Raw genomic sequence first — 23,223 nt, 5'->3', positions numbered from 1 at the left:
GGCCGCCTGACCCTCGATCGGCCGCTCTCTCGTTGGCTGGCGAGGAGCACCCGCCGGCTCGACGACCCGTGGCCCCGACCTGGTCACTCCAGGCCGTCCCGGGGCCTCGAAGGGGCGGCACCTCCATCGGGCGCGCTGACCCGGGGTTTCCTCCCGCCTCGGTGCCGCGGCGAGGCGGTCGACGCGCTCGCGACCAAGGTCACCGACGGCCGGCGGGACCACCCCCGCGACGTGGACCTCCGCTACGGGAGCGTGCGTGTGACGCGCCGAGGGCGCGCGGTCGGGGTCCGGTTCTCCCAGGTGGTCAGAAGGCGTACCGCACGCGCAGCCAGGGCGCGCGGGTCTGGATCATGCGGGACAGGGTCTCGACGGCCTGGGGTTTGACCGTGTTGCGGTAGCGGACGTTCAGGGCGCCGTTCTCGGACCTCTTGGACTGCTGGAGGTCCGGCTGCCACAGGACGTCCTCGGCGCGGGGGTGCCACCCCAGGTTGACCTCGTGCAGGTCCTGGTTGTGGGTGAGCATGATGATCTCCGCGGCGGCCTGCTCCTTCACCCGGTGCGGGAGGACGTCGTCCATCATGCGCAGCAGGTCGTCCCAGGCCGCGCGCCAGCCCGGGCGGATCACCACCGGGGACAGGTTGAAGTGCACCTCGTAGCCGGCGTCGAGGAAGTCGGCGGCCGCCTCGACGCGGGCGGGGACGGGGCTGGTCCGGATGTCGAGGAGGCGGGAGTCGTCCGGCGGCATGAGGGAGAAGCGGACGCGGGTGCGGCCCTGCGGGTCGAGCCGCAACAGGTCGGGATTGACCAGCTTGGTCGCGAAGGACGCCTTGGCCGCGGGCCAGCGGCGGAAGGCGCGGACGAGGTCGGCGGTGTTGTCGCTGATCAGGTCGTCCACCGAGCAGTCGCCGTTCTCGCCGATGTCGTAGACCCAGGCCCGCTCGTCGCACTGGTTGGGCTCCTTCTTCGGCCCGGTGGCGGCGAGGTGGCGGCCGAGGGCGTTTAGGACGCGGTCGACGTTGGTGAATACGGTGATGGGGTTGGCGAACCCCTTGCGGCGCGGGACGTAGCAGTACGCGCAGGCCATGGCGCATCCGTTGGACAGGCCGGGGGCGATCCAGTCGGCGGACCGCCCGTTGGGGCGGACGGCCAGGGAGGTGCGTTCGCCGAGGACCAGTGTCTCGCGCTTGACCCTGACCCAACGCTCGACGTTTCCCTGGTTGCCGTGGAGGTTTGGGATGCGCCAGTGGGAGTCTGTCTCGACGACCCGGGCGTCGGGGAAGCGCGCGATGATCTGCCGGCCCCGCCAGGACGCGGCGGCGGCCGGTTCCGCGTGGATCTCCCTCACCCGCAGCAGTTCGCGCGCCTGGGGCCCGTCGCGGAACGGCCGGTGTTCCCGTGCTGGGGTGGGCGTGGCCGCGGCCATGAGCTCCGCCATGCCGAACAGGCCATCGGACTCGGCCGGCTCCTGGGGAGGTCGTCCCATGTCCACTCCACTCCACTCCGCTTCCTCGCGCGCCTCCCCGGCCTCCTGAGCCGCGACCGATACCGAGGTGTTTGCCCCAGTCTACGAAGTCCCCGCCCTCACTCCGTCTGGCCGTCGCCGGCTCGGTCGGAGGCCGGCCAGAGGTAGGGAAGGTCGTCCGGTACGTCGGGGAAGTGGGGGCGGTAGTACGTGGGGTCCTTGCGCACCAGTGCCGACTGGTGGCTGCGGTGGAACGCGGGGTCGCCGAGCCAGGGTGGCAGCTCACCCGCCGCCGCGAGCCCGGCCTGCTCGCGCACCTCGGCCGACGGGCGCCAGGCGCGGTAGTCGGTGACGAGGGTGAGGGAGCAGGTGTCGGCTCGCCCCTCGGCGGTCCAGGTGTCGCAGACGTCCAGGCCGTACCGCACCAGGGCCTCCTCGTACCCGGCCCACATCCGCACCGCGGGGTGCCGCCGCCACCCGTACGTCGGCACGGTCAGCCCCCGGAACACCTGGAGCGCCTCGACGCGCTGCTTACCAAGACGCCTCGGGTCCAGGACGGCCGCGGAGTCGGAGAAGTTCGCATACGGGAGAAATGTCTGCATGCACCTCTTGTCCCCACGACGGGGCGCCCACTCACCCGGGCGTCACCCGAGGCGGGAGGCGCGGTCGAGCCGACGGGAGACGCGGCGCGCTCTTCCAGCCGTGTCACGTAGCAGAGCCCCGACACGCGTCCACCGCCCTACGTTGCGGACCGGACGAGCCGGGAACCCTTCTGGCATGAGCGGCGCCGAACGGGTCGCCGTGGGGACGTGCTGAGAGGGATGCCGCATGACGGCTGACGAGACGGAAGCGTCGCGGCTCGTGGCGGAGGCCACCGCGGGAGTGTCCCCCGCGGAGCTTCCCCGACGTCTGTGCACGGCTGTCCGCGCGGCGCTGGGAGCGGACGGAGCGACGCTGTCGTTGTTGACCGACACACCCGCCCGTCAGCTGTTGGGCGCCTCCGACGCCACCGCGCTGCGGCTGGAGGAGATCCAGTTCACCGTCCTGGAGGGCCCGTGCATCAGCGCGGCGACGACCGGCGAGCCGGTGATCGTCGCCGACCTGGCCACGACGGTCGGCGCATGGCCCCTGTTCGGCGCGACCATGAGAGAACAACTGCCGCGGGTGCGGGCCGTCCACGCGTTCCCGCTGTACTTCGGCGACTACGTCCTCGGCACGGTGGACGTGCTCGCGGTGCGACCGCGCGCCCTGGAAGCGGACGCGGTGAAGCGGGCGCTGGAGGTCGTCGACGCCGTGGCGGTCGCCCTGATGCCGGCCCGCACCCGGCTGTTCCCCGGCAACAGCGCACCCGTGTGGGAACCGGAGGAGATCGTCCGCGCCCACTGGTTCGACACCCGCCACGCCGTCGGCCTCGTGGCGGAGCACCGGGGGGTCGGTCCCGAGGACGCGCTGGCTCTCATGCGTGCCGAGGCGTTCCGCACCGGGCGGACGCTGGCGGAGATCACCGCCGACGTCCTCGGGAGGCCGCCCGAGCCCTCCTAGCGGACTCCACCGGCAGCCGCCGCGGCGCGGGACCGTCGACCGCGCCGCGGCGAGTTCAGTCTCCGGTGGTCTTGTCCACCAGCGCGGCGTACGCCAGCTGCAACGCGTCCGACCCGGCCAGCGCGGCGAGCGCGCCCATGGTGGTGCGGGTCGCGCGCGGCCAGAGCAGCTGGCCGGCGGTCAGCGTGGAGGCCACCCAGACGCTCATGCAGAAGGGGCAGGTCACCAGTTCGCCGACCGTGTCCTTGCCGCCCTCGGACTGCGCCTCCTCGTGGAGTTCGGCCGGACCCCGTGGACCGACGTACCTGGTGAAGGGAGCCCGCAGCGGGCTGGTCACCGATGCCTTGCTGAGTAGCCGGCTGAGCCGGAACGTGGCCACGGAGGTCAGGACCACGTCCCAGGGTTCGGGCCGGTCGGGCACGGGCCGCCCGCGGAGCCGCACCACCGTCGCCCAGGCCGCGGTGTACGCCCCGAACCCCGCCATGGCCGCGAGGTATCCGCCCAACGGCCGGTCGCGCGTACCCGAGTAGTCCTGCTCGGTGCGCCGGAGGGCCCCGCGCACACGTCGTCGGAGGCCGTCAGCACCTGTGCTCATGGCGCCATCACGCTCCCGCCCCGGTCCGCTTCCCGGCCGTCGCTCGCCCGCTCCGCCCGGTCCTGCCGGCGCAGGCGCACCTCGACGTGGCCGTCGACGACCCGGGTGTCGAAGGCGGGCTGGGGCGCGGTCGCCGGGCCGCGCACGTTCCAGCCGTCCGAGAGCCGGAAGACGCTGCCGTGCCACGGGCACCGCACACACCCGTCATCCACCGTGCCCTCGGACAGCGGCCCCGCCAGATGGCTGCACCGGTCGGCCAGCGCGTGGACCGTTCCGCCGGTCTCGCGCACCACGAGGACCGGCACGTCGTCCACGCTGCGCCGCACGGGCCGGCCGGCCGGGAACTCGTCCACCGTCCCGATCCGGTGCCAGCCCTCGGTGACGAGGTGCGGGACCTCCTCGGCGTGGTTGGCGCCGGACGCCTGCCGGTAGGCCAGGTGGCCGCCGAGCATGCCGCCGACGCCGACCGCCGTCAGCCCCAGGAAGCCGTACGTCCGGCCACGCCCCGTCCGCCCGCGGACGCGACAGGCGAGCGAGGCCGCGTACAGGGCGACGGCCGTGGTGTTGGACAGGGCGTGCGCCAGTCCGACGCGCTGCTGCTGTCGGTGCAGCTCCGCCCAGTCGACGGAGCCGGTCAGCGCGGCGGGCGTGGCCGCCGCGAGTCCGACGGCCACGAGCAGGCCCGCCTCGCGGGAGCGGCCGGGCCGCAGGTCCAGCACGGCCGCGGACAGCCAGCTACCGATCGGCACCTGCACCATCAGCGGATGGACCGGGTGCCCGAGCCCTCTGCCGTGCAGCGCGTCCCGGCCGCGCCCCAGCGGCAGGGCACGCACTGCCCTGCCGAGGAGGTCGATCAGCGGGTCGGCCCGTGGCTCCCGTTCGAGACGGTCCAGCAGCCGCAGCAGACGGTTCTGTCGCATCCGAGGGTGATGTCGCCGTGTACTCATGGGCAGCCGGGTTTCCTTCCGATCACACCGCAAACAACGCAGTCGGGTGGGACCCGCAGCGCCGTCCGGCACCTTGACGGCGCCGTAGTCCGCGCAGGGGGACGCCCACGGTGCTGACCCACCGGCTCAGGAGCGCTTGCGCACCAGCACGGCGACCGCGCCCGACACGAGCAGCCCGGTCAGACCGGCCAGGATCCTCCTGCCCCACGGGCCGGACACGCCTGGCCCCAGCCCGTCACGGAGCCGGTCGTAGAGGCTGAGCGGCACACCCAGAACCGCGTTGCCGGGCGGGCGCCGCGGCACCACCGGGTGCGGACGGGTCGGCGCGCTCCCGCGCACCGTCTCCCATGCCGCACCGAGCCGCCGTAGCCGGCCGGCGTCCAGCGCCTCCTGTAGCCGGGGCAGGACGAGGTCCTCCTCGTCCCGGATGTCCTGCCGGATCAGGGCGAAGACCCGCAGCACCTTCTCCTCGCGCTCGGCCGAGCCGGGGGCCAGGCGCTCGACGTCGGTGACGAGGTCGTTGATCTCCTGGTGCTCCTCCTCGACCCTGGAGGTGAGTTCCTCCCCGTCCGCCGCCGCACGCCGAACGGCCGGCCACAGGACGGTCTCCTCGGCGAAGGCGTGGCTGAAGACGAGTTGGACCAGCTCCCTGAGGACCCGCTCGCGCTCCGCGCCGTCCCGTAGTGCCTGATGCCGGTCCATCAGCCGGTCCATCTGCGCGTGGTCACGGCGCTGCCGGACCAGGACGCTGCCCTCGCCCCCCAGCTGTTCGACGGTCTGGTCCTCTATGGTCCTGGACATACCCCGCTCCTTCCCGCCGCCGGTGACGGCCCGCTGCCCGCCGCGGCACCCGGCGGCGCCGCGCAGGGCGGCGGGTACCCCTTTTCGCGCGGGGCTCCTCCTGCCACCGGTTGGCGGAACCCGCGGGTTTCCCGCGCGGGCACGCCTGGGCCGGGATCCTGGCGCGGGGGCCGGCCGCCGCCGCTGCGGCCCGTCATCCGCGCGGGGCCGGGGAGCCGCCGCGCTCGCGGGCCGCGTGTCCGCCGGGGCCCAGCGGGCCGGTGGGCGCCAGGTGCGACTCCCGCTCCAGCCGGGGCAGCTCCCGCCGGGAGACCCAGGTGACCACGGGGGGCAGTGCGGCCCGCACCGCCTGTACGGCCCTGAGCCAGGCGGGGACGTACACCGTGGCCGACCGCCGTTCGATCTGGCCCACCAACCGCGCGGCGACCACCTCGACGGGATAGATCCGTCTGGCTGGGCGCGGCATGTGGGCCCGTAGTTCCCGCAGCACGGCGTGCCGGTCAGCGTCGTGGATCATGTCGGTGTCGGTCCAGTTCAGGTAGGCGATGCCCACGTCCACCCCGAGATGCGCGAGTTCCGCGCGCAGCGCGTGCGTCATGGCCTCCACACCGGCCTTGGACGCGCAGTACGCGCTCATCAGGGGCGAGGTGCCGAAGCAGGCCAGGGAGCCGATCTGGAGGAAGAAGCCGCGGGTGTCGAGCAGCGCGGGCAGGAACACGCGGGCGGTGACGGCGCTGCCGATGAGGTTGACCTCGACCGTGCGGCGCCAGGTCACCGGGTCGGAGAACGCGAACGGTCCGCCCTCGGCGATCCCCGCGTTGGCGACCACCACCGACGGCGGGCCCATCCGGCCCCGGATGTCCTGGGCGACCCGCGCCATGGCGGCGTCGTCGGTGACGTCCACCTCCCAGCACCGCACATCGCCCGGCAACGGTTCGGCCACCGCCGCCAGCGTCGCCTCTTCGCGGCCCAGCAGCGCCACCCGGGCGCCGCGGTGCGCCAACGCGCGCGCGGTGGCGGCCCCCACACCACGCGCGGCGCCGGTGACCACGGCCAGCCGTCCCCGCAAGGGGCTCACGTTCGTCACCGGCGACTCCCACTCCACGCTCCGCGACCGGGCCACCCGACCCCGACGGCACACGGCCACCTTGGCCACACCGGGGAAGGCCCCGCATCGCGACATCCGCCGATTGGCCCCGCCCGCGCCCGGCATCGTCCGCGCCCGGACACGGGCGGGATGCGCCGGGCCCGGGCGTCGTTCGTGGCCCCGGCGTCCCACCGCACGCCCGGCCGGAGGTGCGCGGCGGCCGGTCGGCCGCGATCGTGGAGCGCAAGGCGTACGGCGACGACGGATCGGGAGCGGGTGCCACGGATGGACAAGTCCCAGTTGGTCAGCACCACCACGGATGAGACGGCCGGGGACGGCGGCGGGCGGCGGCTCGCTCCGGAAGAGGTCGAGCGGGTACTCGACACGGTTTTCGGGACCATGGACCGCCCGGGGGTCATCGCCGGCGCGCTCAGGGAGGGCGAGACGGTCACCCTCGGGAGCTTCGGAAGCTTCCACGGCCAGAACGGAACCGCCGCCTTCCGCCCCGGCAAGGCGCTCACCGAATACCTGCACGACGAGACCGGCTGACGCCACGGGCACGACCGCACGACCGCACGACCGCGCGGCCCCGGAGGCGCCTGAAGGTCGGTGAAGGGGAGGACGTCTGAGGCGTCGGGGCGCATGCGAAGCGTGACCAGTGGCAACGGTGGTTTCGCGTGCCCGTCGCGTCGTTGGGGCACTGACCAGCCATGACCGATCCGTGGGCGCGTCGCCGTACCTCGTCACCTGCGCACGGCGCGCGACGGAATGCCGAACTGGGCGCCCCCGCTGCCCGATTGCGCCCTTTCCCTGCCCGTCCTCCTGGCCGCGATCCTCGGCCGGCCCGTCACGACCGGCGAGGGTGGCGGTGTTCGCGGGGCGGGCGGGCACCTCCACGGGAAAGGTATGGGCGTCACCGGGGCCGGCGCCGCGAACGCCCGGGCGGCGATCTCGGCCGCTCGGGCGCGGCCGGCCGCGTCGGCGACTCCTGGCGTCGGCCGCCTGGCGGCGCTCGCTCGTGACGTCGCTGGCGGTGCCGCGTCAGGGGTGGGTGGTGGCCTGGGCGAGCAGTCGTCGCAGGGTCGCTCGCTCCTCCTGCGTCAGGCCGGCGAGCGGGGATTCCGAGCTGAGCAGTTCGAGGAGTCGCTCGCGCAGCGCGGTGCCCTGCGGGGTGAGGACCAGTTGTTTGGCGCGGCGGTCGGTGGGGTGCGGGTGGCGCTCGATCAGTGACCGCTTCTCCAACTTGTCCACGACGAAAGTGGCGTTGGAGGGTTCGCAGCTCATGCGCTCCGCCAGCTCGCGCATCGTCATCGGCCCGGTCAACTCGCGCAGCGCCGTCGCCTGGGGGGCGGTCAGGCCCAGGCTGACGGCGCGCTGCCGTACGTGTTCCGCGATCTGGTGGGCCATCCCGTTGATCAGGCCGCACAGTTCCCGCTCGGCGATGGCCTGCGTCTCCGGGTGTGTCATGCGGCCAATCGTAGCAAAAGCATCCAGCCTGAATATTGCAAGCTTGCATAGTTCAAGCTTGATGAATACGGTTGCCGGGACGTCGCCGGCCGATGCCCAGCGGGCCAACGGCCGGCGGTGATCGCCTTGTCGTGTGCGCAGAAGTCGTTCGCGGAGACGTCGTCCGCGGAAAGGAACGAGCACCCATGAGCACCACCGCATCGCACCAGGCCGAGCGGCTGCGCCGGCCGTCCGAACTCCGCTCGCTGGAGCTGGGCGGGACGAAGGTGACGTACGTGCCGGACGGGGCGGTCCAACTCGCCCCGCGCGGCTGGCTGCCCGACACCAGCGAGGACGTGTGGGCCACCCACCCCGGGTACCTGGACGATGCCGGCTACCTCGTGGCCGGCATCGGCGGGCTGCTGGTGGAGGCGGAGGGTCGCGCACTGCTGATCGACGCCGGATTCGGCCCGCGGTCGCTGCCCGCCCAGCCGGACGGCCCGATCGGCGCCACGTACGGCGGCGCCCTCCTGGAGAACCTGGCCCGCCTCGGCCACCGCCCCGCGGACATCGAGGCGGTGGCCTTCACGCACCTGCACGTCGACCACCTCGGTTGGGCCGCGCACCGCGCGCCGGGCGCCGACCGGCCCGCCTTCACCGGGGCCGACTACCTGGTCGCCGAGCCCGAGTGGACCCGGCGCGACCTGCTGGCGGCGCACGGCACCAGCCCCGAGACGTTGGCCGCGCTGGAGCCGCGGGTGCGCACGGTGACGGACGGACAGGAGATCTTCCCCGGCGTCCGGGTCCGCTTCCTCCTCGGCCACACGCCCGGCCACACCGCCTACGTCATCCACGGAGACGGACGCCGGCTGATCGCCTTCGGCGACGCCATGCACTCGCCGATCCAGATCGGCCACCCGGAATGGTCCGCCTGGTCCGACCACGACAGCGCGCAGTCCGCCGACTTCCGCCGCCAGCTCGTCGCCGAACTCCAGGAGCCCGACACGATCGGCTTCGGCGTCCACTTCGCCGACGTGGTGTTCGGACGCGTGCGCCCGGGCGACGACGGCCCCACCTGGCACCCCGTCGACGCGTGACCCACGGCGCTTCGGCCCGCGCGGGAGTTCGCCCCACGGCCGGGCGCCAACCTGCCCAGCCCGCGCGCCAACCGCCTACTCCGCGGGGCGATCCAGCCGGATCAGCGTCTGCTGCCCGTGGGCGACGGGCTTTCGCTCGCCGTCACCCTGGACGCCGAACACCTCCAACTGGCAGACCGTCAGGGTGCGTCCGGACCTGATGACGGTTCCGACCGCCTCGATGTGGTCGCCGGTGGCCGGCGCGAGCAGGTTGATCTTGTACTCGACGGTGAGCACGTCCGCGTTCTCGGGGAACAGGGTGTACGCGGCGTAGCCGCCGGCGCTGTCGGCGATGGCGCTGGTGGCGCCGGCGTGGAAGAAGCCGTTCTGCTGGGTGACTTCGGGGCGGGCCGGGAGCACGATGTGCACGCGGCCCGGCGCGATGTGCGATATCCGCGCACCGAGGTGGCTCATCAACCCCTGGCGGTCGAAGCTCTCCTGGACGCGCCGCCGCACCTGCGGACTCGCCGCTTCCTGTCGCTTCAGGTCTGTCACGTGCTCTCCTCCGTCGGGCGTCACGGTCCGGGAGGCGGGCGCGTGGGCGGGCGCCCCGCCGGTCGGCCGGGCGCCCGCCCACGGAGGTCCGCCGTAGCCGATCATCATGGCATCGGGGTGCGGCGCCGTGGCAGACAGTGTCGACAGTGTCAGGCACGCGCTGACTCGCGGGCCCGCCCCGGGCCGGGCCTGCCGGTTTCGTCCCGCGCCCGCCTTGCTGGCGAACGCGCCAGCGGCGAGGATGCGGGAGGTGTCGAACGCCGGGAGGCGCGGTGGAACTGGGAACGGTGGCGATCACGGGTGCCGCGGGGACCATCGGGACCGTGGTACGGGAAGCCCTGCGGGACGAGGCGCGACGCCTGGTCCTCATCGACCGCGTCCCGCTGCGGGCGGAGCGCCCGCACGAGGACGTGCGCACCGTCGACCTGCGCGACGCGTCCGCCATGCGGTCGGCTCTCGCGGGGGCCGACCGCGTGCTGCACCTGGGCGGCGTCCCCGACGAGGCGCCCCTGCCGGACCTGGTGGAGGCCAACGTGCTCGGCACCCACCACGTCCTGGAGGCGGCCCGCCACGCGAGGATCGAGCGGGTGGTGCTGGCCAGCAGCAACCGCGTGACCGGCTTCTACCCCACGGGCCACCACACGGGCCCGGGGGAGCCGGTGCGCCCCGACGGCCTGTACGGCGTGAGCAAGGTGGCCGTCGAGGCGCTCGGGCGGCTCTACGCCGACAAGTTCGGCCTGTCCGTCGTCTGCCTGCGGATCGGCAGCTTCGAGACCGCGCCCAGCGAGCCCCGCCACCTGGCGACCTGGCTGAGCCCACGCGACGCCGTCGGCTACGTGCGGGCCGCGCTCACGGTCCCACCCACCACCCGCTTCGCCTCGGTGTACGCCGTGTCCGCCAACACCCGCCGCTTCTGGGAACTCCCCGATCCGGCGGTCCTGGACTACGCCCCCGTCGACGACGCCGAGCGCTACCGCGAGCACATCCCCGGCGCCGACCTCCCCGCCGACCCGGCCGCACCCCAGGCCGGCCCGTTCGCCCTGCCCGAGTTCACCCTCCGCCACCTCGACCCCTGACCCGCGCCGAAAGCGAGCCCGCGAAATCCGCGGCGGCCCCGGGTCTCTTCCGGGCCCTCCGAAGAGTCGCCGAGACGCCGTACGCGCGCCCGTGGCGGCCCGGCCGAGCACGACGCGGAGTCGTACGGGCCGCGTCGGCCGCGCTCAAGGAGTCAGCACCACCCGGCCGAACACCGTGCCCGCGTCCATCGCGTGGTGGGCCAGCGCCGCCCGGCTCAGCGGCAGGACCTCGTGCACGACCGTGCGCAGGGCCCCGCGGGCGGCGTCGGCGAACTGGGCCGACCGCACGGCCTGTCGGGCGGGGCCGGGCACCGTGTCGGAGCTGAACGTGGCGAACGACAGCGACCTGCGGAAGGCGTCCACCAGCCGCCCGCCGAAGTCCGCCGGCGGCTGCCCGCCGACCACGCCGACCGCCACGTACCGCCCGTTGGCGTTCAACCGGTCGATGAAGTGCGGGAGTCGTGGACCGGCCACGACGTCGACCACCACGTCGAAGCCGTGCGGCGCGTCCGGTCCGCCCGCGCCGGAGCGGTCCAGGACGTGCGTCGCGCCCAACTCCCGCAGGCGGGCCCCGCGCTCGGCCGACGCGGTGGTGACCACCACCGCACCGGCCCCGCCGCCGGCCGCGAGCTGGACCGTCGTGAGCCCGATGCTGCCCGCCGCGCCGCGCACCAACACCGTCTCGCCGGGCGCGAAGCGGGCCCGGTCCAGGGCGAAGTGGGCGACCACGCCGGAGGCGCCCAGGGTCACCGCGTCGGCGCAGGTCAGGCCGGCGGGCAGCGGGAGGACGTCCTCGACCGCGGCGACGGCCTGCTCGGCGTAGCCGCCGGACAGGCCGGTGAAGGCCCACACCCGCCGCCCGGTCCACGCGGCGTCCACGCCCTCTCCCACGGCGCTCACGCGGCCCGCGACCTCGCTGCCGAGCAGGTGGCCCGCCCGGAAGCCGTGAGCGGCCAACGTCCCCCGGCGGATCACGGCGTCCACGCCGCCCACCCCGATCGCCTCCGTGGCGATCCGCACCTGGCCCGGCGCGGGGTCGGGCACGGGTACGTCGACCACCTCCAGACCGTCCGGGCTTCCGAACGTCCTGATCACGACGGCTTTCATAGCGACTCCTCGGAGCGGGGGAAGGGGGGCGGCGCACGGCCGCGACGGTCGTGCGCGGAGCGCGTCGGTCCCACCCCGACACCGCACGGCGCGGGCGGGGTGGCACCGCGCCGCGAACGTAACCGGCGCCCTCGTCCGGTTGGCTAAAGTGAGAAGGGATGACCGGTCATTTGTCTCACCCGGCGCGCTCCGACGCCCGCGACAACCGAGCGCGCATGGTGGAGGCCGCCAGCGCGGTCTTCGGCGACGAGGGCCTGGGCGCGCCCATGCGCGAGGTCGCCCGGCGCGCCGGCGTCGGCCCGGCCACGCTCTACCGGCACTTCCCGACCAAGCGGGCGCTGATCGCGGAGACCTTCGCCGCGCAACGCCGGGCCTGCCACACCGCCGTCCGGGACGCCCTCGCGGACCCTGACCCATGGCAGGGGTTCCGGGAGCTGGTCGAGCGGATCTGCGAACTCCACGCGCACAGCCGGGGGTTCGCCGACGCCTTCATTTCGGCCTTCCCGGAGGCCGCCGACTTCGCCGCCGACCGGGAGCACACGCTGCGCGCGGTGACCGAGGTGGCCCGCCGCGCCCAGCGGGCCGGGCGACTGCGCCCCGACTTCGTCGTCGACGACCTGGTCCTCATGCTCATGGCCCACCGGGGCGTCCAGGACGCGCCGCCCGCCACCCGACTCGCGGCCTCCCGCCGCTTCGCCGCCTACCTGATCGAGGCGTTCCGCGCCGCGCCGGACGCGGGAGCCCCCGCGCCGCTGCCGCCAGCCGCGCGCCTGCACCACGCGCCCCCGCCCACCCTGCCGTAACCCGTAACCCGTAACCCGTAACCCGCCCCCGTGACCCGCGGCCACGCGGGAGGCGGCCGGGGCACGGGCTACGGACCATCGGAAGCAGGAAGCAGGAAGCAGGAAGCAGGAAGCAGGAAGCAGGAGGCCGCCGACATCCGCCAACCGGCGAGAACACCCGCCGCGGACCGACCGCCCGTCGGTCGTCGTCGCTCAGTCCTGGTGCAGCTCGTTGCGGCCGGGGCCGCCGGAGAGCTTGTCGGTGCCCTGACCGCCCCACAGGACGTCGTCACCGCTGTTGCCCCACAGCGTGTCGTTCCCCGCCTCGCCGTGGAGCTGGTCGTCGTCCCTGCCGCCGTAGAGGACGTCGGCGCCGCCCCCGCCGCGCAGGACGTCGTCGCCGTCGTCGCCGTGCAGGGTGTTGTCCTCGTCGGTGCCGGTCAGGGCGTCGTTCCCGGGGCCGCCGAAGCAGTCCTGCCCGCAGCGGGTGAGGGTGTCGTCGCCCGGGCCGCCGTCGGAGCCGAAGCCGAACGGGCCGCCGCCGCCGTCGAGGCGGTCGTCGCCTTCCTCGCCGTACAGCATGGCGGACGCGGAGGCCCTGAGCACGTCGTTGCCCTGCCCCCCGTAGACCCCGGCCCGCGCGTGGCTCTCCGGCTCCAGGGTGGCCGTGTCGTCCAGGTCGCCGAGGCTGATGTCGTAGCTGTCCGAGTCGTCCGAGTTCTGCGGGATCAGGACCGCGCAGCGCACGGTGGTCCGGTCGCCAGGTGTCGGGTACGCGCACTCGTCCGTGCTCGCGGCGCTCGCGTCGATGGTGATGTCGTAGCGGTCGTGGAAGGTGAGCACGTAGTACGACTCGAACTCGCCTCGGTCCTCGATCTTCTCCCGCACCGTCAGCTCGTTCCGCTGGCCGGGGGCGGCCTTGTACCACAGTTCGCCGTCCTCGTGGGTGACGCTGGCCGTGGTGGCCGTGGTGGCCGTGGTGGCCGTGGTGGCCTGGGCGGCGGTCGGCGCCGCGAGGGTGGTGCCGGCCAGGGCGAGGGTGAGGGCGGCTGTGGCGGCGAGGGCGCGGTGAGTGCGCATGCGTGGGGCCCCTTCGAGGATGCGGTGCGCGACGGTGCTCGTGGTCATCCGGTGAGACGAGTTGTCCAGCGGCACAGTTGTGCCCCCGCTCGTGAACAGCTGTCGGCTGAGCGGTGGCCGGGGCGTGGAGGGTTTCGGGGGAGTGGGGGAGCGGGCTTCCGGACCGGTCCCGAGCGGGTGCGGCTGTGATGGGCCCCCGACCAGTGGAGGAAGTCATGGGCCTGTTTCGGAGGAACGGGAAGAAGAGGCGCCCCGCGCCGTCCGGGGGAGCGGCCGGGTCCAGGCCGTGGGCCGATCACGGCCTGGCCGACGGCGAGACCGTGGAGTGCGGCCGGTGCGCCAGGACGCTCAGGGTCGCGCTGCAGTCCGCGTCGTCCGTGACGGTCAGCCATGACGGCGCGCTGGAGGGCATGGCCCTGATCTGCACCGCGTGCGGTCAGTTGCTCTGCTCCGCGTGCGCGCTGGCGGCCAGCGACAACCCCTACCTGCCGAAGTGTGACCGCTGCGGCGGGCAGGTCACCCTGCCCGTGGCGGGGTGAGGCGCGTGGGTGGGAGCGGGCGCGTGGGGTGTCAGGCCGGGGGGAGGGACGCGACGACCGAACGGGCCAGGTCCTTGGCCAGCGCGCAGGGGGCGGAGCCTTTGAGGTCGTCTCCCTTGGCGGTGAGGGCCACCCGCTCCGTACCCTCCACCCGGTCCGGCCCCATGTACGCGCGGTGGACCACCTCGACGCGGCAGGAGCCGGCGCCGTCGTAGTCCGGCAGGACGACGGCCGAGCGGTCGCCCACCTTGGTCCGTTCGGTGTCCTTGCCGCTCGGCAGCCTGCCCTGGTCGAACTGGAGGTCCACCTCGATGTCCGCGGTGGTGGACTTCCACTGGCAGGCCCAGTGGCCGAACCCGGCGTCCGGGTCCCCGGCGTCGACGCCGGGCACCTTCGCCAGGGCCGCCACGTCGAGCAGCGTGCACGCGTCATGGTGGGCCAGTGAGTTGGCCGCGAAGTCGCCGTCGCGCCGGCGGACTTCGCCGTCGTTCAGCACCTTGACCGCGTACCGGGTGGCGATCTCGGCGGTGTCGCACAGGTGTTGCTTGACCTGGTCGGGTTCCCGCGCCGCCACGGTGATCCGCAGGCTGCTGTCGCGGGCGCCGGTGACCGCCAGGGCCCGTTCGCACCTGTCCCGCTCGACGGCGGGTTCCACGACGGTGACCCGGCCCGTGGTGCGACTCTTCTCGCCCTCGGGCAGCTCGTCGGCGTCGAGCTCCACCCGGACGTCCACGACGTCGTCGTTGCCCTCGAGCAGGAGCACGTCACAGCGGTTGAAGTTGCCCTGGTGGCGGTCGAGTTCGGTGGCCTCGTACGCGTCGAACCCCCTGGCGTCCAGCAGCGCGCAGGGGTCGGCCGTCCGAGGCTCGCCGAGGAAGGCCGGGTCGGTGGCGGACGGACCGCTCGGCGACGGCGCGGCCTGGGCCTCGGCGCCGTCGCCGTCGGACAGGCTCAGCAACAACAGGGGCACGGCGACGGCGAGTGCCGCCACGACCAGCGCGCCGAACGCGAGCAGCGGGTTGCGCCGCAGGACGGCCGACGGGAGCAGGCGGGGTGGTGAGGGAAGGGTGGGCCCACCGGGCGGGGCGGGCAGGCGCTTGGTGATCATGCCCAGGGGGAGGGTGGCGAGGTCCCGCGCCCCGCCCGCGAGGTCCGCGAGCGCCTGGTGCGCCGCGGCGGCGGTGGGCCGGGCCCGCGGGTCGGTGTGCGTCATCGCGGTGACCAGGGCGCTCAGCGGCCCGATGTGCGGGCTGATGGCCTCCTGCCGCACCACGTGTCCGGGGCCGCGCAGCGGCGGGGTCCCGGTCGTCAGCACGTACAGCGTGACGCCGAGCGAGAAGACGTCGGAGGCCCGTTCGGGGGCCCCGCGGAACGCCTCGGGGGCGGCGTAGGCGGGCGTGAGGCTGAGCGGCCCGTTGGGGGTGATCGTCGCGCTGGAGTCCACCCGGTGCGCCGCGCCGAAGTCGGCCAGCTTGGCCACGTGTTCCTCGGTCAGCACGATGTTGCCCGGCTTGACGTCACAGTGCACGAGCCCCTTGGCGTGCAGGGCGGCCAGCGCGTCGGCGATCTGCGCGCCGATGGCGGCGGCGTGCTGGGGAGCCAGCTTCACCGGGGCGTCCAGGCTGCCGCCCCGCACGTGCTCCATCACCAGCCAGAACGTGGCGCGCTTGTCCCGGCCCGTGCGGACGGCGTCGTAGAGGGTCACCACGTGCGGGTGGCTGAACTTGGCCAGCGCGCGCGCCTCGGCCAGCAACTCCTCGAAGGCCCCGGGGCCGCTGTTCTCCAGCCGGGCGCGCTTGAGGACGACGCTGCGGGCCAACTCCGTGTCGACGGCGAACCAGACGGCCCCCCGACCGCCTTCCACGGGTCCTTCCGTGAGCCGGTACTTGCCCACCTTCTCCCCCGGGTGCACAACGACACTCCCCTCACGAAAGGCCGGAACCACTGGTGTTGACCGGTACGCGGACCACGGGTGCGGACCGAATGTACTGCGTACCGGGCACGGCACTCTCCGTTTCCGACGTAATTCCCCGGGCTGTCGCACCGTGCCTGGGCACACCTGTCCCAATCGCCCCGGAGCGTGTCTCACATGGTGGCGAACAGGCCCTCACCCGGGGCCATGATCGGCTGGCAGACTGCGAGGGGGACACCCCTGTCCGCCGTCAGGGGTAGGGGTCCGCCGACCGGGAGACGCGCCGTCGGGAGGGGTCCCGCGACGGTGGGTGGACCATGACCCGGACGCCTTGCTCGGGCGGTACGACGACCTTGAGGAGAGGGCGATGAGCGGCTCTGACAGCTTGGCGCGCGGTGTCCCGCCCGGGCGGCCCGGCACCCTGCACGCGCGGACGGTCAGCGGCGACCTCACCGCCCCGCCCCGGCTGGGCCTGACCGTGCGCTTCGGGCGCGGTGACAAGCCCGGCACGGACCTGGGTGTGGGCGTGGACGACCGGCGGGTGAGCCGGCGCCACGGGGAGTTGACGTACCGGCAGGGAGGTTGGTGGCTGCGGAACATCGGGCAGCAGCTCGTACGGCTGCCCCGGGGCCGGATGATGCACGCCACCTCCGAGCCGATCCCCCTCGCCACCGGCTACACGCCCCTGTTCGTACAGGGCTCGGGCCACCGGGAACACCTCGTCGAGCTGTACGTCACCGACCACGACGACCGGGGGCCCGTCTCCAGCCGGTCGGCGGACACCGTCCAGCCGGAGCGCTGGGCGCTGACCGACGACGAGCGGCTGCTGCTGGTCGTGTTGGGCCAGCACTACCTGGAGTACGAGCCGGACCCGCGCCCGCTGACGTACGGCCGGGCCGCCGAACAGCTCGCCTATCTGCGCCCGGACGCCGGGTGGACGGTCCGCAAGATCGAGTACCGGGTGGAGGCCGTACGCCGCCGGCTGCACCGCACCGGCTTCAAGTACCCGCTGATGCACGACAACCCCGAGGAGCGCCCGTCCGACAACAGCCTCCTGCACAACCTGCTCCGGGGGCTGGTGGCCTCGACCACCCTGGTGCCGCCGGACCTGGAGCTGATGGAGGACGAGTTCGGGTGGCCCAGCTCCCGCGTCGGTGAGGCCCCCGGCGCCGGCTGACGCCCGCGACCGGGGCACCGGGGCCGCGGCTTCGGCGTTTTGGGACCCGTCCCCACCACCCGGCCCTAACGTCACCACCGACACGCCCCGGGTGGGCCTGGCGCAGGCCCGCCCGGGGCGACACCCCCTCGTAACGACGGAGGACAGACCCCGTGACACACAACGACTCCGCACGCTCTGGGTGGGGCAGGCGCGGCCGGCTGGCCCTGGCGTCCGCCCTGCCGGTCGCGGCCCTCACGACGGCGCTCGTCGCGCCGGTGTCCGTGCAGGCCGCCGACGCGCCGGCCGGTCCCGGCGCGCGGGCCGCCACCCAAGGCGGCCGTGCCGACCTGCCGTCCGAGGTGCTGGACCTCGGCAACTGGAAGGTGACGCTGCCCATCGGGGAGGAGGAGAAGCCCACGGAGATCTTCCAACCCGAACTCGACGGCTACTCCAAGGACCCGTACTTCACGGTCACCAGGTCCGGCAAGGCGGTCAGGTTCCGCGCCCCCGTCAACGGCGTCACGACCAGCGGGTCGAAGAACCCCCGTACCGAACTGCGGGAGATGGAGAGCGACGGCTCGGACGAGATCGAGTGGTCATCGACCTCCGGCAAGCACACCATGACCGTCCGCGAGGCGTTCACCCACCTGCCCGAGGACAAGCCGCACGTCGTCGGCGCCCAGATCCACGGTGGCGACGACGACGTCACCGCCCTGCGCCTTGAGGGCACCAAGCTCTACGTCACCAAGGGTGACACCACCCACCACCACCTGATCACCGACGACTACCAGCTCGGCACGGTCTTCACCGTCCGCTACGTGGTCGCGAAGGGCAAGGTCAAGGTGTACTTCAACGGCAGGTTGGAGACCACCATCGCCCACTCCGACCCCAGCAACTACTTCAAGACCGGCGCCTACACCCAGGCGCACTGCGGCAACTCCTCCCCGTGCGCCGACGACAACTACGGCGAGGTCGAGATCCGCGACGTGCGGGTCAGGCACGAGGACTGACCGCCCGGCCGCCGCCGGCTCGCGGGAACCACCTCGCCGCCACCCACGGTGGCGGCGGGGCTCCTCGCGCGGCGGCCCTGGTGACCTTGCCCGGCCGACGTGCCTAGGGACACGGGGACGTCAGCGGGCGACGGCCGCGGCGTACCGCGCGTCGTTGGCGAGCAGGTCGCGGTGGGTGTCCTCGGCGGTGATGACGCCGTCGTCCAGGACCAGGACGCGGTCGGCGACGTCCAGCAGGGCCGGGCTGCCGCTGATCACGATCGTGGTACGGCCGCGACGGAACCGTGCCAGGTTGCGCGCGATGAGTTGCTCGGTGACCGCGTCCACGGCCGTCGTGGGGTCGTGCAGCACCAGGATGTCGGCGTCGGCGGCGAGCGCGCGGGCCAGGGACAGCCGCTGCCGCTGACCGCCGGAGAGGTTGGCCCCGCGGTCGCGGACCGCGTAGTCCAGGCCGTCGCGGTGCAGGGCGACCACGTCCGTCAGCAGGGACGCCTCGACGGCCTCGGCCACCAACGCGCTGGTGCCCGACGGGTCGATGTTCGTCCGCAGGGTGCCGGCGAAGACCTCCCCGTCGTACGGGTTCACCAGCAGGTGCGCGCGGACCGCCTCGATCGAGAGGTCCGCGAGGGCCTGCCCGCCGACCCGCACCACCCCCTCGTACGCCCCCGGCGCGACGCGCACCGCGAGGACGGACGCCAACTCGGCCGCCGCGCGCGGCTGGTAGGCGGCGATGGCGACGAAGTCGCCGGCCGGCACCTCGAACGCCAGCCCGCGCAGCGACCCGTAGCGCACGGCGTCGACGGCGAGCCCGCCACCCGGGGTCGGGCGCCGGGTGCCCGGCACCATCGCCGGCGGCGCGGTGAGCACCAACGCCATCCGCTCGGCCGACGCGCGCGCGATCATCACGTACTTGGGCATCTCCGAGAACAGCTTGAGCGGCTCCATGATGAACTGCGCCAGGCCCACCGCCATGACCAGCTCCCCGATGGTGATCTGGCCGCCGAAGGCCAGCCAGCCCGCCGTCAGGGAGACGGCGGTGGCCAGGACCGCGCTCAGTCCCAGTGCCACGCCCTCGTAGGCGCCGTGCACCCTGGCGACCGTGATCGCCTGCTCCCTCGCGTCGGTGCTGACCTTCCGGTAGGAGGCGAAGGCCGCGTGGTTGCCGCCGAAGCCGTGCAGCGGGCGCAGGCCGATGATGAGGTCGGCGACCTTGGCGCCCGCCCGCGCCACCCGGGTCTGCTGTTCCCGGGTGCTGGCGCCGATCCGCTGCGACATGACGGCCAGGATCGACAGGATCGCGATGGTGCCCACGATCACCAGCAGGCCCAGGCGCGGGTCGGCCAGGCCCAGCGCGACGGCCGCCACCGCCACCGCGACCAGGGAGCTGACCAGCAGCGGCACCACCTCGATGATGTCGGCGGTCTGGTCGGCGTCCTCGGTGGCGATGGTCAGCACCTCGCCGGACCTGAGGTCCACGTCCCTGGCCACCGGCTGGAGCCCGCAGCCGGCCACCCGGACGCGCCAGTGGTGGGCCTCGGTCGTGTTGGCCTTCTGGAGGACGCGCATCCCGAACCGCCACGACAGCGACACCGTCGTGATGATCACCGCGAGGGCGCCGATCGACAGGCCGAGCGCGGCCGGGCTCCGGTCCCGCAGCGCGTGCTCGACGATGAGGCCGAGCGCGATCGGGAAGGCCGTCTCACCCGCCTGGTACAGACCCATCAGGACGGTGCCCCCGGCCATGGCGCCCAGGTTGCGGCGCAGCGCGGTCCGCAGGATGTCCGCCCCGGGTCGGGGTCGCCGGCGGGCAGCGGTCTTCAGCACGGGGCCATCGCCTCCAGGGTGTGCGGGGTGCGCGGTGTGGGTGGGGTGCGGGCGTCGGGCCGCCGGGCGGGCCCGGCCTTCGGTGGCGCTGTGCGCGGGGGCCGCACCTAGCCGCCCTCGCGCCAGGCGCGCCACAGCCGCGCGTACTGGCCGCCCAGGGCCACCAACTCGTCGTGCGTCCCTTCCTCCACCACGCGCCCCGCGTCGAGCACGGCGATCCGGTCGGCCGCCATCGCCTGGGTCAGCCGGTGCGCGACGAACAGCGCGGTGCGGCCGGCGCACGCGGCCCGTACGGCCCGCTCAAGGCCGGCGGCGCCCTCGCTGCCGGCCTCGGCGGTCGACTCGTCGAGCACCACCACCGGGGAGTCGTTCAACGTCAGCTTGGCCAGCGCGAGTTGGGCGACCTTGGTGCCGTCGAGGCGTTCGCCGCCCTCGCCGACCAGGGTGTGCAGCCCGTCGGGGAGCAGGTCCACCCAGCCGTCGGCGCCGACCGTGCGCAGGGCGGCCAGCAGTCGGGCGTCGCTGGCCTCGGGCGCGGCGAGCCGCAGGTCGTCGGCGAGCGTGCCCGAGAACACGTGCGTCTCCTGCGTCAGGATGCTCACCAGCGCCCGCGCCCCCGCCTCGTCCAACTCGGCCAGGTCGTACGGCCCGACGCGCACCGAACCGCGCTGCGGGGCGCCGATGCCCGCGACCAGCGCGGCCAGTGTCGACTTGCCCGCGCCCGTCGCCCCCACCAGGGCGAGCGAGCCACCCGCCGGGATGGTCAGGTCGACCTCGCGCAGCACCGGCCGTTCCGTGTCGGGGTAGCGGAAGGTCAGCCCGCGTACCGTCACCGGCTGGGGCCCGGCGTCCGCGGGCGCGAGCGAGGCGTGGCCTACCAATCGATCCGCCGCGGGCTCCTTGACCACTCCGACCAGGCGGGTCAGGCTGGCGCCCGACTTCTGCGCCTCGTCGAAGGTGAACATGATGGCGCCCAGCGGAGTGAACAGCCGGTGGAAGACCAGCGGGGCCGCCGACACCTCGCCCAGGCTGGCCGCGTCGGCCTCCAGCAGGGCGTAACCCACCACCACGATCAGTACGAGGCCGATGAACTCGGCGCGGTTCTCCCGGCCGACGAACCGGCCGAAGAAGCGGAACACCTCGACGCCGAGGTCGCGCACCCGCCACGACGCGCGGGTCACCTCCTCGCGGACGGCGTCCTCAAGGCGGTACGCGCGGACCGTGTCGATCCCGTTCAGGCCGCTGATCAACGCCTGCGCGCGGTCGGCCTGGGCCATCCGCTGCTGTCGGTAGAGCGGCGCGGAGCGAGGCAGGTACCAGCGCAGGGCCAGGGCGTAGGCGGGCAGCGCGGCGGCGCCGGCCAGGCCGAGTCGCCAGTCCAACCCGAACATGCCCACGGTGGCGATGGTGACCAGCACGCCGGCCGAGAACACCGTGGGCACGGCCGTGCGGATGCCCTTGGACAGGATGGCCACGTCGTCGCCGACGCGGGAGAGCACGTCGCCCCGGCCGACCTGTTCGACGCGCGCGCTCGGCATCCCGAGCACCGCGCGGACGGCGCCCTCACGCAGCCGGGCGAGCAGATCGGCGCCCAACCGTCCGATCAGGTAGGTCGAGAGGGCCGTGGCCGCCGCGCCGAGCAGCGCGGCGGCCACCATCAGGCCCCCGACCGTGACCAGCACCGAGCGGGACTCCTCGGCCACCACCCCGTCCACCACCCGGCCCAGCAGGAGCAGCGGCAGCACCTGGAGCGCGGCCCCGGCCACCGTGGTGAGCGCGGTCGCGGCCGTCAGCCATGGGATCTGTCGGCAGTGCGCCGCCACCCAACGGGTGGCCTCGCGCCCGCTCGCCGTACGCAGCGTCGCCGAGGCGACACCGGGTTCGGTACCCTTCATCCCCGCACCGGACCGGGCCGGTGGCCCAGGGGTTGGCGTGTCATCCCTACGTGACCGACGTGACGAGCTTGTCGATCGCGTACGGCAGGGACAGCAGCGTGCCCTGGGACATGGCGGCGCCGACGGCCGGGCCCTCGCTGTCCAGCAGGTACGACACCTTGTTCTGCTGGACGGCGGGCAGGTTGGCGAACAGCTTGAACTTCCTGAGCGCCTCGGTGTCGGCCTTGTCGTTGATGACGAAGATGCGGTCGACGTTCACCAGGTCGATGCGCTCGGGGGAGAGTTCGGTGGAGAAGCTGCCGCCGGCGATCTTGTCGATCTCGGTCTGGTACCTGAAGCCGGTGCCCGTCACCAGTCGTCCGCGCACGTCGGTGGAGGTGAAGGGGGCCACCGAGTCCTTGTACCAGGACAGCACGACGGCCTTCTGGTTCGCGAACTCCGGGTGTGCCTTCTTCGCCGCGCTGAGCTTGCCCTCGATGCCACGCACCAGTTTGGTGCCCTCGTCCTCCTTGCCGAGCGCCTTGGCGATGTGCACCGCGTTGTCCTGCCACGGGGCGCTGAAGGGCTCCTTCTCGCCCTTGGTGCGGGCCACCGTGCGGGCGATGCTGGAGAGCTTGTCGTAGGCGGCCTTGTCGATCTCGGAGTAGACGGCGATGATCAGGTCGGGCCGGAGCGAGGCGATCTTCTCGTAGTTGGGGCCCGAGTCGCCGTTCTCCATGATGACCTCGGGGCGGGTGTCGCCCCACTTGTCCTTCACCCACGGCCACTGGGTGTTGATGTCGGGGGACTTGCCCGCCGGGTTCGGGTACTGGTCGACCATGCCGACCGGCTTGATGCCGAGTGCCAAGACGGCCTGGTCGTCCGTGTAGCCCACGGTCACGACGCGGCGCGGGGCCTTGGTGATCTCCGTGGACCCGAAGGCGTGCTCCACGGTGACCGGGAAGGTGCCGCCACCGGCCGCCGGGCCGGCGTCGCTCTCCTTGTCCGAGCTGTCGGAACCGCATCCCGCGAGAAGGGTGACGCCGAGGGCCGCGGCCGACAGCGCCGCCGCTATCCGCCGCCGTGGTCCTGCCAGCATCGTTCGGGGGAAAGGCATGCGTCATCCCTTGCTTTCGCACTGTCCACGGCGACCCCGCGGGGCAGCCCTACGATATACCGTTAATTTAGGCCAGCCTAGCCTAACTGGTGCCCTGTGCTGTCGCCCCGTCCAGGGGGCTCGTTGCGGCCCGTGGCCAGGCCAAGTCCGGTGGCGGGCGGCGCGGATGGGTCGCCGGCGGCGGTCGTACGGGTGGCTGGTTCGCGCGGGCCGCGCGCGGCGCCGGTCCGTG

The 23,223-nt window shown here is 73.7% G+C and carries 22 protein-coding genes; 8 read left to right on the top strand and 14 right to left on the bottom strand.

Annotated features, from left to right (window positions below):
- Nucleotides 1-304 precede the first annotated feature (304 nt).
- Both AC3CHW_RS03375 and AC3CHW_RS03370 read right to left on the bottom strand, forming a co-directional pair.
- Nucleotides 305-1,483: a spore photoproduct lyase family protein gene (locus tag AC3CHW_RS03375; protein ID WP_488469509.1), complete on the bottom strand. Its 1,179-nt coding sequence runs from the start codon at nucleotides 1,481-1,483 to the stop codon at nucleotides 305-307.
- A 98-nt stretch (nucleotides 1,484-1,581) separates the two neighbouring features.
- The gene (locus tag AC3CHW_RS03370; protein WP_488469508.1) at nucleotides 1,582-2,064 is read right to left on the bottom strand and encodes an MSMEG_6728 family protein; all 483 of its coding nucleotides are present in this window, start codon (nucleotides 2,062-2,064) and stop codon (nucleotides 1,582-1,584) included.
- Between the two features lie 226 nt (nucleotides 2,065-2,290).
- On the opposite strand from AC3CHW_RS03370, the gene AC3CHW_RS03365 reads away from it, so the two are divergent.
- A complete protein-coding gene (locus AC3CHW_RS03365; protein ID WP_398606904.1) occupies nucleotides 2,291-3,004 on the top strand; it encodes a GAF and ANTAR domain-containing protein in 714 nt (237 codons plus the stop codon).
- Nucleotides 3,005-3,059: 55 nt separating this feature from the next.
- Here AC3CHW_RS03365 and AC3CHW_RS03360 read toward each other — a convergent pair whose 3' ends face one another.
- The 4 genes from AC3CHW_RS03360 to AC3CHW_RS03345 form a co-directional block, all read right to left on the bottom strand.
- Nucleotides 3,060-3,599 carry a DUF1360 domain-containing protein gene (locus tag AC3CHW_RS03360; protein ID WP_398606905.1) on the bottom strand — a complete coding sequence of 180 codons (540 nt, stop codon included), beginning with the start codon at nucleotides 3,597-3,599 and terminating at the stop codon, nucleotides 3,060-3,062.
- Nucleotides 3,596-4,519 (bottom strand): Rieske (2Fe-2S) protein, encoded by a 924-nt coding sequence (locus tag AC3CHW_RS03355; protein WP_488469507.1) that lies wholly within the window; start codon nucleotides 4,517-4,519, stop codon nucleotides 3,596-3,598. Before AC3CHW_RS03355 ends, AC3CHW_RS03360 begins: the two co-directional genes overlap by 4 nt.
- Before the next feature lie 153 nt (nucleotides 4,520-4,672).
- Nucleotides 4,673-5,347, bottom strand: a complete 675-nt coding sequence (locus AC3CHW_RS03350) for a hemerythrin domain-containing protein (RefSeq protein ID WP_488469506.1) — start codon at nucleotides 5,345-5,347, stop codon at nucleotides 4,673-4,675.
- A 193-nt stretch (nucleotides 5,348-5,540) separates the two neighbouring features.
- The gene (locus AC3CHW_RS03345; protein WP_488469505.1) at nucleotides 5,541-6,434 is read right to left on the bottom strand and encodes an SDR family oxidoreductase; all 894 of its coding nucleotides are present in this window, start codon (nucleotides 6,432-6,434) and stop codon (nucleotides 5,541-5,543) included.
- 285 nt (nucleotides 6,435-6,719) lie between these two features.
- On the opposite strand from AC3CHW_RS03345, the gene AC3CHW_RS03340 reads away from it, so the two are divergent.
- Nucleotides 6,720-6,983 (top strand): HU family DNA-binding protein, encoded by a 264-nt coding sequence (locus AC3CHW_RS03340; RefSeq protein WP_488469504.1) that lies wholly within the window; start codon nucleotides 6,720-6,722, stop codon nucleotides 6,981-6,983.
- A gap of 492 nt (nucleotides 6,984-7,475) precedes the next feature.
- Here AC3CHW_RS03340 and AC3CHW_RS03335 read toward each other — a convergent pair whose 3' ends face one another.
- Complete coding sequence (locus AC3CHW_RS03335) at nucleotides 7,476-7,901, bottom strand: MarR family winged helix-turn-helix transcriptional regulator (RefSeq protein WP_187087641.1); 426 nt, start codon at nucleotides 7,899-7,901, stop codon at nucleotides 7,476-7,478.
- Nucleotides 7,902-8,086: 185 nt separating this feature from the next.
- On the opposite strand from AC3CHW_RS03335, the gene AC3CHW_RS03330 reads away from it, so the two are divergent.
- Nucleotides 8,087-8,977 (top strand): MBL fold metallo-hydrolase, encoded by an 891-nt coding sequence (locus tag AC3CHW_RS03330; RefSeq protein WP_488469503.1) that lies wholly within the window; start codon nucleotides 8,087-8,089, stop codon nucleotides 8,975-8,977.
- A 75-nt stretch (nucleotides 8,978-9,052) separates the two neighbouring features.
- On the opposite strand, the gene AC3CHW_RS03325 is transcribed toward AC3CHW_RS03330, so the two are convergent.
- Entirely contained in the window at nucleotides 9,053-9,430 is a 378-nt protein-coding gene (locus AC3CHW_RS03325; protein WP_488470954.1) for a PaaI family thioesterase, read from the bottom strand.
- 404 nt (nucleotides 9,431-9,834) lie between these two features.
- On the opposite strand from AC3CHW_RS03325, the gene AC3CHW_RS03320 reads away from it, so the two are divergent.
- Complete coding sequence (locus tag AC3CHW_RS03320; protein WP_488469502.1) at nucleotides 9,835-10,587, top strand: NAD-dependent epimerase/dehydratase family protein; 753 nt, start codon at nucleotides 9,835-9,837, stop codon at nucleotides 10,585-10,587.
- A 144-nt stretch (nucleotides 10,588-10,731) separates the two neighbouring features.
- Here AC3CHW_RS03320 and AC3CHW_RS03315 read toward each other — a convergent pair whose 3' ends face one another.
- On the bottom strand, nucleotides 10,732-11,694 hold the full coding sequence (locus AC3CHW_RS03315) for a zinc-binding dehydrogenase (protein WP_488469501.1): 963 nt from the start codon (nucleotides 11,692-11,694) through the stop codon (nucleotides 10,732-10,734).
- Between the two features lie 158 nt (nucleotides 11,695-11,852).
- Here AC3CHW_RS03315 and AC3CHW_RS03310 point away from each other — a divergent pair, with 158 nt between their 5' ends.
- Nucleotides 11,853-12,497, top strand: a complete 645-nt coding sequence (locus AC3CHW_RS03310; RefSeq protein WP_488469500.1) for a TetR/AcrR family transcriptional regulator — start codon at nucleotides 11,853-11,855, stop codon at nucleotides 12,495-12,497.
- A 192-nt stretch (nucleotides 12,498-12,689) separates the two neighbouring features.
- On the opposite strand, the gene AC3CHW_RS03305 is transcribed toward AC3CHW_RS03310, so the two are convergent.
- Nucleotides 12,690-13,556, bottom strand: coding sequence for a calcium-binding protein (locus AC3CHW_RS03305; RefSeq protein WP_488469499.1), 867 nt, complete (start codon nucleotides 13,554-13,556; stop codon nucleotides 12,690-12,692).
- Between the two features lie 215 nt (nucleotides 13,557-13,771).
- Between AC3CHW_RS03305 and AC3CHW_RS03300 the strand changes: the two genes are divergently transcribed.
- On the top strand, nucleotides 13,772-14,095 hold the full coding sequence (locus tag AC3CHW_RS03300; RefSeq protein ID WP_459246394.1) for a hypothetical protein: 324 nt from the start codon (nucleotides 13,772-13,774) through the stop codon (nucleotides 14,093-14,095).
- A gap of 31 nt (nucleotides 14,096-14,126) precedes the next feature.
- Here AC3CHW_RS03300 and AC3CHW_RS03295 read toward each other — a convergent pair whose 3' ends face one another.
- On the bottom strand, nucleotides 14,127-15,959 hold the full coding sequence (locus AC3CHW_RS03295; RefSeq protein WP_488469498.1) for a serine/threonine-protein kinase: 1,833 nt from the start codon (nucleotides 15,957-15,959) through the stop codon (nucleotides 14,127-14,129).
- A 415-nt stretch (nucleotides 15,960-16,374) separates the two neighbouring features.
- Here AC3CHW_RS03295 and AC3CHW_RS03290 point away from each other — a divergent pair, with 415 nt between their 5' ends.
- Both AC3CHW_RS03290 and AC3CHW_RS03285 read left to right on the top strand, forming a co-directional pair.
- Nucleotides 16,375-17,184 (top strand): FHA domain-containing protein, encoded by an 810-nt coding sequence (locus AC3CHW_RS03290; protein WP_459246396.1) that lies wholly within the window; start codon nucleotides 16,375-16,377, stop codon nucleotides 17,182-17,184.
- 152 nt (nucleotides 17,185-17,336) lie between these two features.
- Complete coding sequence (locus AC3CHW_RS03285) at nucleotides 17,337-18,176, top strand: polysaccharide lyase family 7 protein (RefSeq protein WP_488469497.1); 840 nt, start codon at nucleotides 17,337-17,339, stop codon at nucleotides 18,174-18,176.
- A gap of 120 nt (nucleotides 18,177-18,296) precedes the next feature.
- Here the strand turns inward: AC3CHW_RS03285 and AC3CHW_RS03280 are convergent, their stop codons facing one another.
- The 3 genes from AC3CHW_RS03280 to AC3CHW_RS03270 all read right to left on the bottom strand — a co-directional run bounded on the left by AC3CHW_RS03280 (nucleotide 18,297) and on the right by AC3CHW_RS03270 (nucleotide 22,991).
- Complete coding sequence (locus tag AC3CHW_RS03280) at nucleotides 18,297-19,919, bottom strand: ABC transporter transmembrane domain-containing protein (protein ID WP_488470953.1); 1,623 nt, start codon at nucleotides 19,917-19,919, stop codon at nucleotides 18,297-18,299.
- Between the two features lie 188 nt (nucleotides 19,920-20,107).
- Nucleotides 20,108-21,895, bottom strand: coding sequence for an ABC transporter ATP-binding protein (locus AC3CHW_RS03275; RefSeq protein WP_488469496.1), 1,788 nt, complete (start codon nucleotides 21,893-21,895; stop codon nucleotides 20,108-20,110).
- Nucleotides 21,896-21,941: 46 nt separating this feature from the next.
- Nucleotides 21,942-22,991: an iron-siderophore ABC transporter substrate-binding protein gene (locus AC3CHW_RS03270; RefSeq protein WP_488469495.1), complete on the bottom strand. Its 1,050-nt coding sequence runs from the start codon at nucleotides 22,989-22,991 to the stop codon at nucleotides 21,942-21,944.
- Nucleotides 22,992-23,223: the final 232 nt, after the last annotated feature.

Source organism: Streptomyces sp. MGP-BFMKR1 (assembly GCF_057766585.1).
The sequence above is the reverse complement of the archived record's forward strand: the minus strand, read 5'-3'. Positions and strand labels throughout refer to the sequence as shown.